Source organism: Thauera sp. WH-1 (assembly GCF_047806685.1).
Classification (GTDB): domain Bacteria; phylum Pseudomonadota; class Gammaproteobacteria; order Burkholderiales; family Rhodocyclaceae; genus Thauera.
On the sequence record NZ_JBLQGP010000047.1, the window covers coordinates 1 to 9950 of the forward strand.

The following is a 9950-nucleotide window of genomic DNA, read 5'->3' on the forward strand; positions in this document are numbered from 1 at the left end:
TTCTCCGTCTTGCATGCATGAAGCATGATAACGGATGTCGTAAATTAAGTCTTTTCAAGAGCGCAGCACTACACTAGGTAACTGGCGACTTCTACTTGATCCATTGTTCTCTAGTCGACGGCCCTTAGGTGCTTTGGTATGTCATTCGGCCGGATTCGGGCGCTCGAATCCGGAGGTCTGACGAGGCGAGGTCGGTTGTCCATGCGATACGATGCGTTCATTTCCTACAGTCATGCGGCCGATGGGAAACTCGCTCCGGCCCTGCAGTCCGGGCTGCATCGTTTGGCACGGCCTTGGTATCGCATGCGGGCCCTGCATGTCTTTCGAGACGCAACGAGTCTGGCGGCAAGTCCGGGCCTGTGGGGCTCGATAGAGCGCGCCCTCGGGGAGTCGCGTTATTTCATCCTGATGGCTTCTCCGGCTGCGGCCGATTCGGACTGGGTCGGCCGCGAGGTCGAGTGGTGGGCGAAGAACCGAAGTCCCGATCATCTGCTCATTGTGTTAACGGACGGAGACGTGGTGTGGCGGGAAATGGACGGCGGCTTCGATCCAGCCCGCACGACTGCGCTCCCGACTTGCTTGCACCACAGTTTTCGCGAGTCGCCCCTGCATGTAGACCTACGCTGGGCGCGCAGTGATGAGATGCTGTCGCTCCGTCATGCACGGTTCCGTGCCGCAGTGCTGGATTTGGCTGCGCCTCTTCACGGACGGCCCAAGGATCAGATCGACGGTGAGGATCTTCGTCAGCATCGGCGCACGCGACGGGTGGCGGCATTGGCGGTGGTCGGGCTCCTGGGACTCACCGCCGTATCGGTTTGGAGCACCCATCACGCCATACAACAGCGCGACCTCGCGGTGTCCCGGCAACTCGCTGTTACGGCGTCCGCCGTTCTCGAAACCGATCCCGAGCTGGCCACGCTGCTCGCAATCGAGGGAGTGCGGCGGCATGCGAGCGAGCAGGCGGAAGCCGTACTGCGCCGTGCGATGCTGGAGGTTCCCCTAGGCGTGCCGCTTCGAGGCCACCGCGGATCGATTCACGCAATGGCGCTCGACCCAACGGGCGAGCGCTTGCTTACCGGCAGCGCCGATCGGTCGGTCCGGATCTGGGATCTTGCAACCGGTGCGGTGCTCGCCGAGTTGAGCGGCCACCAGAGTACCGTCCGCCAGGCCGCATTCAGCCCGGACGGTGCTTTGGTGCTCACCGTGAGCGACGAGGATCGCGACGTGCGCATCTGGCGCGCTGACGGATCCCTGGCACTGCAACTTACGGGGTACCGGGCTCAATGGGTTGGCGAGGGGCATCGCTTGCTGGTGGCAGCTAGCGATGGAAGCGCGCGGCTTTGGAACGCCGTGGACGGTCGGAAGGAGGCCACGCTGCAGGGCCATTCCGGATGGATACACGGCATCGCGGTGAGTGGGGACGGGCAGTACGCTGTGACCGCAGGTCGTGACGGAACGGCCCACATCTGGGACCTTGACGGCGGAATTGCCATGGGTGTCCTGAGGGGGCACGACCGATCCGTCGAAGTGGTCGCGATCAGTCCAGATGGAGGGCGTGTGGCTACCTTCGACGAGGGCGGAGCAGGCCGTCTGTGGACCTTGCCCGACGGGAAGCCGTTGGCGCAGCTCGACGGACATTCCGAGCGCGTCGAGCAGGCTGTATGGGAGCGGCATGGAGAGCTGATTGCCACTGCTAGCCGGGATCACACTGTACGCGTCTGGGATGCGGGCGCCGGCCGCGCCATCCACGTCCTAAGCGGACACGTCGATTACGTCACCGCGGTCGCCTGGAGTCCTGATGGAAACCGGCTCGCGACTGGAAGCGACGACGGCACGGCACGCATATGGGGGACCGGCGGACGAACGCTTGCTGTGCTGCGTGGTCATGGCGCGCAGGTCCGGCATGTCGCGTTTGCCCAAAATGGGGAATCCGTTCTAACAGCGGGTCAGTCTTCAGTCATCCGGCGGTGGCGCATGCCGGGCGACTGGAGGCGGGTGGAGCTGCGCGGCCATGTGGGCGGGGTTCGCTATGCTGGGATAACGTCGGACGGGCGGCGCGTCATGACGGTGGACCGCGCCGGTACGTTCCGAGGCTGGGATCCTGCAGGCGGTTATCCGCTGGCTGTCCTGCACACCACCCCGGAAATGCTTGTGGTCTCGCCGGACCCAACAGGCGCTCGGGTTATCGCTGCGTTGGGCTCCGAGTCCGTCGCGACGCTCTACGAGGTCGCAACCGGCGCGCAGCTCATGCGATTGCACGGACATTCGGAGGAGCTGACCTGCGCAGGCTGGGATGGGGCAGCGGCCCGCGCAATAACGGCCAGTCGCGACGGCAGTGTGCGGGTCTGGGACGCCTCAACGGGCCGTAGCCTGGCTAGTCTTCCTGGGCACGGGGCAGTTCGCGTCTGTCCGGCACTGAGTCCCGATGGCCAGCGGGCGCTGATCGCGGGAGCAGACCGGATCGTGCGCGTGTGGGATGTCGAGCGCGAATCCGTGGTGGTTCAGCTAGTGGGCGACGCAGAGGGGGTGAATCAGGTCGGCTGGAGTTCGGACGGCAGCCGAGTGGTGATCGCGGGGAGCGATTATCTGGCGCGCGTGCACGATGCGCGAAACGGGCAGATGTTGAACTCCATCCGCATGGCCTACCAACAGGGGCATGCGTACCTAAGTGTTGATGGACGTCGATTGCTCGCGCCGGGTCCAGCGGGACAGGCTGTCTGGACCCTGGGCCACTCGTCGCGGATCCCTGTGACGATTCCGGGTGCGCCCTCGGCGGAGGTGATTGCGGCCTGGAGTCCAGACGGCAGGGCGGTTGTTACGGTCAACACCGACGGTCAGGCAGTCATCCAGCCCGACGCCCTGTTCGTTTCGCTCGCGGAAGTCCTGGACCGCGCCTGCGCGCGCGTTACGGCGAACCTCACCGAGCAGGAATGGGATCATTACGTCGGTGCGGCGAGATACCGACCGACTTGCCCGAATCGTCCGACACCGGAGTGGCCGAACGGGCGCTGACTTCGAGATGATGAGCGCCCTTTCGCCCATTGTGTAGGTATGCTCGAGTCGCCTCACGCTGCGGCCTTTGCTTACGGAACTTCTACCCGGCAGAGGCTAACTACCCATTGCCCTGGCCCTCGGGCCCGTCAAGAACATCACGCCCTACCTCGACTACAGCCTCTTCACGAAGGACAAGTCCGGCTTCAAGGACTCCCACTACGAAGTCGCTGGTGCGCGCTTCAGCGCTGTGTTCCGCACACCTATACCGAAAGGTGCTGGGGTAAGAACGACCCCTATACCAGCGACTGCGTCCAGAGTGCCGCAGCAGGTGGCGAATACAGATGGTAGAAAGCGTTCTACGCCGATATCAGGAGGTGCAAGGCCTCCACTCGCCCTGCACGGAGAAGAGTTAGCTTAAGGTCAGGGGGGCGGTTAAGCCGGACACCGGCCGTGATGAATAGTCTCCCTCACGCAAGAAACGCCTACCGCCCCTCACTCCGGCCCGCCCTCGCCGTCGGGGGGGAGGCCGTGGCGGGCGCGCAGGTCGCGATACACCGCCGCGCGCATGATCATCATCGCCACCACCGGCGCCGTCATCAGCACGAAGACGCTGATCAGCAGCTCATGGATGACCAGGCGCGATTGCGTCACGGTGAAGTACAGCATCGACGCCACGAGGATGCAGCCGGCGCCGAGCGCGATGGTGATCGCCGGCCCGTGCATGCGCTGGTAGAAGTGCTGCAGGCGCAGCAGGCCGAGCGTGCCGATCAGCGTGATCAGCCCGCCAAGCACGAGCAGGAAGGCGACGGCGACGGCCGCCCACCACGGCAGGTCGGCGGCGATGTTCATTCGATCACCTCGCCACGCATCAGGAATTTGGCCAGCGCGATGGTGGACACGAAGCCGAGCAGGGCGATCAGCAAGGCGGCCTCGAAATAGATCTGGCTGCCGTGGCGGATGCCCAGCATCAGCGCCAGCAGCATCACGCACATCCACAGCGTGTCCAGCGCCAGCACGCGGTCCTGTGCGCTGGGGCCGATCAGCAGGCGCAGCGTGCACAGCACCATGGCCAGCACCACGCACACCAGCGCGAACACGATCGCGCCCGCCAGCAGCGTCGCAGTCGTCATCTGCGGTCTCCTTCGGTCTTGCGTTGCGGCGTCTCGAACACCTCCATGATGGGCTGCTCGTAACGCGTCTTGATGGTGTCCACCCACCACTGCTCGTCGTGCAGGTCGAACACGTGCAGCAGCAGTTCGTGCGTGTCGGGCAGGATCTCCACCCACACCGTGCCCGGCGTCGAGTTGATCAGGCAGGACAGCAGGGCGAGGCCGTGCGGGCTGCGCAGCTCGAGCGGCACGCGGATGAACTGCGAGTTCACGTCGGCCGAGCGCCGCAGCAGGATGATCTGGCTGACGTTGAAGCAGGAGCGGACGATCTCGATCGCCGACAGCCACAGCAGCCGGAACAGGGCCAGCGGCCGGCCGAGGCGGGCATGGCCATGGGGCTGCAGCGGGCGCGCGAGCAGCGGCGCGACGAGGCCGAGCGCGCCGCCGAGCAGCCAGTGCCCGGGTTCGACGCTCTGGTTGAGCATCAGCCACATCAGCAACAGGCTGCACGAGAGCAGCGGCGAAGGCAGCCAGCGTCTCATTGCAGGCCCTCCGCGGCGGGTGCGCGCAGCACAGGGGGCTCGCCCAGCACGCGCGTGCCGTAGTCGCCGCTGCGCGCGAGGTCCGCCGTCGTGCGGCCCAGATAGTCGAAGGCCGGCCCGGCCTGCAGCGTCAGCAGCACGCACAGCAGCACCAGCGCGCCCACCGGCGCCGCCTCCGAGACCTGCAGCCGCGGCGGCGCCACCATGCCCGAAGCCCAGAAGGTCCGCACGCCCAGGCGCATCAAGGCGATGATCGCCGCCAGGCCGCCGAGCACCATCAGCGCGATCAGCGTCCAGGTCAGTGCCGGGACGCCGCCCGGTGTGGCCGTGGCGCGCTCGAGCAGCGCATGAAAGAGGCTGAACTTGGCGACGAAGCCCGACAGCGGCGGCATGCCGCTGATGACCAGGGCGCAGGCGGCATAGCTCAGGCCGAGGAAGGCGAGGGTGCCGGGAATGCCGACGCCGACCGGGTCCTCGGGCTTGTCCTCGATGGCGAAGGCTTCCATCGTGATCGCGAGCAGTGCCGCCCCCGGCGGGCGGATGCGTTCGGTGAGCTCGATCAGCAGCATGAAGGCCGCCATCGCCAGCGTCGAGCCGAGCAGGTAGTACAGCCCGGAGGCCAGCACGGCACTGCCCGACTGCCCGATCACCGCCAGCAGCGTGCCCGAGGAGATGATCGCGCCATAGCCGGCCATGCGCCCGCCGTCCTCGCTGGACAGCATGCCGATCGCGCCGAACAGCAGGGTCGCCATGCCGCCCACGGTCAGCGCGGTGAGGCCGAAGCCGCCCAGTGCGCCGGCCTCGTCGCCGAACACGGCGAGCCACACGCGCAGCACCGCATACACGCCGACCTTGGTCATCACCACCAGCATCGCGCCCACCGGCGCCGAGGCCGAGGCATAGGTGGTGGGCAGCCAGAAGCCGAGCGGCCACATCGCGCCCTTGGTGAGGAAGGCGAGCGCCAGGATGACGGCGCCGATGCGCAGCAGCCAGGCGTCCTGCGGGCCGAGGGTGGCGACGCGGGTGGCGAGGTCGGCAATGTTGAGCGTGCCGGACGCCGCGTAGATCAGCGCGACGCCGATCAGGAACAGCAGCGAGGCGACCAGGTTGACGGCGATGTACTGCATGCCGGCGCGGATGCGGCGCAGGTTGTAGCCGTGCAGCACGAGACCGTAGGAGGCGGCCAGCATGACCTCGAAGAACACGAACAGGTTGAACAGGTCGTTGGTCAGGAAGGCACCGTTGAGCCCCATCAGCATGAACTGGAACAGGGAATGGAAGTGCACCCCGACCCGGTCCCAGCGCTGCGCGGAGAACGCCAGCACGGCGAGCGCGATCGTTGCGGTCAGCACCAGCATCAGCGCCGCCAGGCGGTCGATCATCAGCGCGATGCCGAAGGGCGCCGCCCAGTTCGACGCCAGGTAGACGCCGATCCCGCCCTGCCAGTGTTCGCCGTCGACGAGCAGCAACAAGGCGACGGCGAGCAGCCACAGCAGCACGGTGCTGGCCAGGCTGAGGCCGAGCTTGAGCGCGTGCCGGCTGTGGTTGACCGGGATCAGCAGCGCGCCCACCACCAGCGGCAGGAGCACGGGCAGGACGATCAGGTGTTGCAGCCAGGGCATCGTGTTCATGCGCGCGGCTCCTCGCCATCGACGTGGTCGCTGCCGGTGAGGCCGCGTGCCCCGATCATGATCACCAGGTAGAGCGCGGTGGTGGCGAAGCCGATCACGATCGCGGTGAGCACCAGGCCTTGCGGCAACGGGTCGGCGAACTGGGCCGGATCGATGTCCGGCACCGGCGTGATCGGCGGCTTGTCCACCCACAGGCGGCCCATCGCGAAGATGAACACATTCACTGCATACGACATCAGCAGCAGGCCGATGATGAGCTGGAAGGTTCGCGGCCGCAGGATCAGCCAGATCCCCGAGCCGAACATCACGCCCACCGCGATTGCGATCACCAGCTCCATCAGATCGTCCCTCCGCTTGCGGGCTGTTGCACGGTTTGTGGCTCGGCCTGGGCGGCGTCCTCGCCCGGCAGGCGGTGGGCGCGCAGCGACTGGTGGGCGAGGGCCACCAGCATCAGCATGGTGGTGCCCACCACCACCGCGAACACGCCGAGATCGAACACGAAGGCACTGGGCAGATGCAGCTCGCCCACCAGCGGCCAGCTCACATGCGCGGTGTGGGTGGTGAGGAAGGGGTGGCCGAACAGCCAGGCGCCCAGGCCGGTGGCGCAGGCCAGCAGCAGCCCCAGCCCCAGCCAGCGGTGCGGCCGCAGGTGCAGATGGCTCTCCACCCAGGTGGTGCCGGCCAGCATGTACTGCACCAGGATCGCCACCGCGAAGATCAGGCCCGCCACGAAGCCACCACCGGGCAGGTTGTGGCCGCGCATGAAGAAATACACCGCGATCACCCCCATGAAGGGCAACAGCAGGCGCAGATAAATGCCGGCCACCATCAGGTAGCCGCTGTTGGCCTGCTCGGCGGGATTTTGTCCGTGCGCCGGGTCGGCCGTATTGCGCTGCTGCGGCGGAATGCCCGCGCTCTCGGGCGCGGGGCGGAAGCGGCGCAGCAGCGCATACACGGTGAGGGCGACGATGGCGAGCACGGTGATCTCGCCCAGGGTGTCGAAGCTGCGGAAGTCGACCAGTAGCACGTTCACCACGTTGCTGCCGCCGCCGCCTTCGAGGGCGTTGAGCAGGAAGAAATCGGCAATCGTGTCCGAGGCCGGGTGCACCAGCACGGCGTAGGTGAGCGCGGCCAGCGCAAGACCCCCGGTCACGGCGACGGCGAGGTCGCGCGTGCGCCGCAGCCAGACCGTGCGCGGCGGGACCGGCTTCAGATCGCCAGGCTCGATGCGCGGTGGCAGCCAGCGCAGCCCGAGCAGGATCAGCACCGTGGTGACGGTCTCCACCATCAGCTGGGTCAGCGCCAGATCGGGCGCCGACAGCCACAGGAAGCTCGCCGCCGTAATGATGCCGGTGCCGCCGACCAGGGCGAGGGCGGCCAGGCGGTGGTATTTGGCCATCCACGCGCCGGCGACCGCGCAGCCGCCGCCGATCGCCCACAGCGCGGCGAACAGGGGGTCGAAGTCCTGCAGCGGAATCTGCGTCCACGCGGGTGGGGCGCCGGCCAGCAGCAGCGGCAGCACCAGCAGCGCGACCATCATCACCAGCAGCTGCGGCTGCAGGCGCGCGGTGCCCAGGCGCTGCAGCAGCCAGCCGGCGGCGCGCGTCAGGTTCAGCATCATGGTCTCGTAGGCCTGGGCGCCGTTGAAGCGGTGGATCAGCGGCACGTTGTCGCGCTCGCGCAGATCGAAATGGCGGCGCAGCACGACGTACAGCAGCACGCCGCCCGCCAGGGCAATCACGCTCATCAGCAGCGGCAGGTTGAGGCCGTGCCACACGGCGAGGTCGTAGTGCGGCGAGGCGCTGCCGAGCACGGCGTGCACCGCGATGTTGAGGATCGGCTCGATGCTGATGCCGGGCGCGATGCCGACCACGAGGCAGGCGAGCACCAGCAACTCCACCGGAAAGCGCATCCAGCGCGGCGGCTCGTGCGGATCGCGCGGCAGCTCCTGCGCCGGGGCGCCGAAGAAGATCGAGATGAAGCGCAGCGAGTACGCCACGCTGAACATGCCCATCGCCACCGCGGCGGCCGACATCCACCAGTTGCGCTCGCTGCCCACATGCAGCGTCTCGGCAAAGAACATCTCCTTGGACAGGAAGCCGTTGAGCAGCGGCACGCCCGCCATCGCCGCGCTGGCGACGATGGCCAGCGTGGCGGTGATCGGCAGCTTGTGGCGCAGGCCGCGCAGCACGCGCAGGTCGCGGGTGCCGCTCTCGTGGTCGATGATGCCGGCGGCCATGAACAGCGAAGCCTTGAAGGTGGCGTGGTTGAGGATGTGGAAGATCGCCGCCACCATCGCCAGCGGCGTGCCGATGCCGATCAGCACCGTGATCAGGCCGAGGTGGCTGATCGTCGAGTACGCCAGCAGGCCCTTGAGGTCGTGCTGGAAGATCGCGATGAAGGCGCCGAGCAGTAGGGTGCACACCCCGGCGCCGCCGATGATCCAAGTCCATTCCGGCGTCCCCGCCAGCGCCGGCCACAGCCTCACCAGCAGGAACACACCGGCCTTCACCATGGTCGCCGAGTGCAGGTAGGACGACACCGGCGTCGGCGCGGCCATCGCGTGCGGCAGCCAGAAGTGGAAGGGGAACTGGGCGCTCTTGGTCAGCGCCCCGAGCGCGATCAGCACCAGCGCCGCCAGGTACAGCTCGTGCTCACGAATCTGCGCGCCGGCGGCCAGCACCACGTCGAGGTCGTAGCTGCCGACGATGTGGCCGAGCACCAGCACGCCCGCCATCAGGCACAGGCCGCCGGTGGCGGTGACGGTGAAGGCCATGCGCGCCCCGCGCCGCGCATCGGCGCGGTGGTGCCAGTAACCGATGAGCAGGAAGGAGGTCAGGCTGGTGAGCTCCCAGAACACCACCAGCTGCACCAGGTTGCCCGACAGCACCACCCCCAGCATCGAGCCCATGAAGGCGAGCAGGAAGGAGAAGAAGCGCGGCACCGGGTCTTCGGGCGACATGTAGTAGCGCGCGTACAGAACCACCAGCAGGCCGATGACCAGCACCAGCATGGTGAACACCCAGGCCAGCCCATCGACGCGCAACACGAAGTAGAGCCCCTGCGCCGGCAGCCAGGCGAACTCTTCCCGCATCACCGCGCCACCCGCCACCTCGGGGAAGAGCAAGCCGGCGACGATCAGGCCATAGGCCGCCACCGCGATCGCCAGCCACGACTCGTGGCTGCGGGCACTCTGCGGCATCAGCGCCGCAAGCAGACTGCCGACGAACGGAACGAGGACGAGTGAGGTGAGCAGCATCGGATCGTGGATCGGGCGGCGAGTCGGTTCGGGACGGGGTTGGGGGGCTGCGGGGGTCGTTCGCAGGCGGCGGGCGGGCGGGCCGGCAACTGCGTGAGAATATCACAGCAAATTTGATGCCAGCATGAAGAAAGGTGTATCTGAGCTGCCTATGCGGCAGTGATCCGTTGGATAGGGGCAGCCCGGCAAGAACGGCATTTCTGAGCTGCCTATGCGGCAGTGATCGGCTTCGACTGGCACGTCACCGAGAAGGACAATTTCTGAGCTGCCTATGCGGCAGTGATCTGATCGCCGCCTGGGCGGGGGGCTGGCCGAAGTTTCTGAGCTGCCTATGCGCCCAGGGCCATCGCACTCGAAAGTCATAACGGATGAATCCCCAGCATTTTCATACGGATATCGTCATCCCAAGCCGCCC

7 protein-coding genes are annotated in these 9950 nt (G+C 67.1%); 1 reads left to right on the forward strand and 6 read right to left on the reverse strand.

Annotation, left to right across the window (positions count from 1 at the left end; genetic code table 11):
• The first annotated feature begins 201 nt into the window (after window positions 1-201).
• Window positions 202-3012, forward strand: a complete 2811-nt coding sequence (locus tag ACMV5O_RS20970; protein ID WP_416165264.1) for a hypothetical protein — start codon at window positions 202-204, stop codon at window positions 3010-3012.
• A 474-nt stretch (window positions 3013-3486) separates the two neighbouring features.
• On the opposite strand, the gene mnhG is transcribed toward ACMV5O_RS20970, so the two are convergent.
• Genes mnhG through ACMV5O_RS21000 form a run of 6 tightly spaced genes read right to left on the reverse strand, consistent with a single transcriptional unit; the run spans window position 3487 to window position 9535 of the window.
• Window positions 3487-3843 carry a monovalent cation/H(+) antiporter subunit G gene (gene mnhG / locus ACMV5O_RS20975; RefSeq protein WP_416165265.1) on the reverse strand — a complete coding sequence of 119 codons (357 nt, stop codon included), beginning with the start codon at window positions 3841-3843 and terminating at the stop codon, window positions 3487-3489.
• On the reverse strand, window positions 3840-4124 hold the full coding sequence (locus tag ACMV5O_RS20980) for a K+/H+ antiporter subunit F (protein ID WP_324537885.1): 285 nt from the start codon (window positions 4122-4124) through the stop codon (window positions 3840-3842). The genes mnhG and ACMV5O_RS20980 overlap by 4 nt, the downstream gene beginning before the upstream one ends.
• On the reverse strand, window positions 4121-4645 hold the full coding sequence (locus tag ACMV5O_RS20985) for a Na+/H+ antiporter subunit E (protein ID WP_416165266.1): 525 nt from the start codon (window positions 4643-4645) through the stop codon (window positions 4121-4123). Before ACMV5O_RS20985 ends, ACMV5O_RS20980 begins: the two co-directional genes overlap by 4 nt.
• A complete protein-coding gene (locus tag ACMV5O_RS20990; RefSeq protein ID WP_416165267.1) occupies window positions 4642-6276 on the reverse strand; it encodes a monovalent cation/H+ antiporter subunit D in 1635 nt (544 codons plus the stop codon). The genes ACMV5O_RS20985 and ACMV5O_RS20990 overlap by 4 nt, the downstream gene beginning before the upstream one ends.
• Window positions 6273-6614, reverse strand: coding sequence for a Na+/H+ antiporter subunit C (locus ACMV5O_RS20995; RefSeq protein WP_416165268.1), 342 nt, complete (start codon window positions 6612-6614; stop codon window positions 6273-6275). The genes ACMV5O_RS20990 and ACMV5O_RS20995 overlap by 4 nt, the downstream gene beginning before the upstream one ends.
• Window positions 6614-9535, reverse strand: a complete 2922-nt coding sequence (locus ACMV5O_RS21000) for a monovalent cation/H+ antiporter subunit A (RefSeq protein ID WP_416165269.1) — start codon at window positions 9533-9535, stop codon at window positions 6614-6616. The genes ACMV5O_RS20995 and ACMV5O_RS21000 overlap by 1 nt, the downstream gene beginning before the upstream one ends.
• Window positions 9536-9950: the final 415 nt, after the last annotated feature.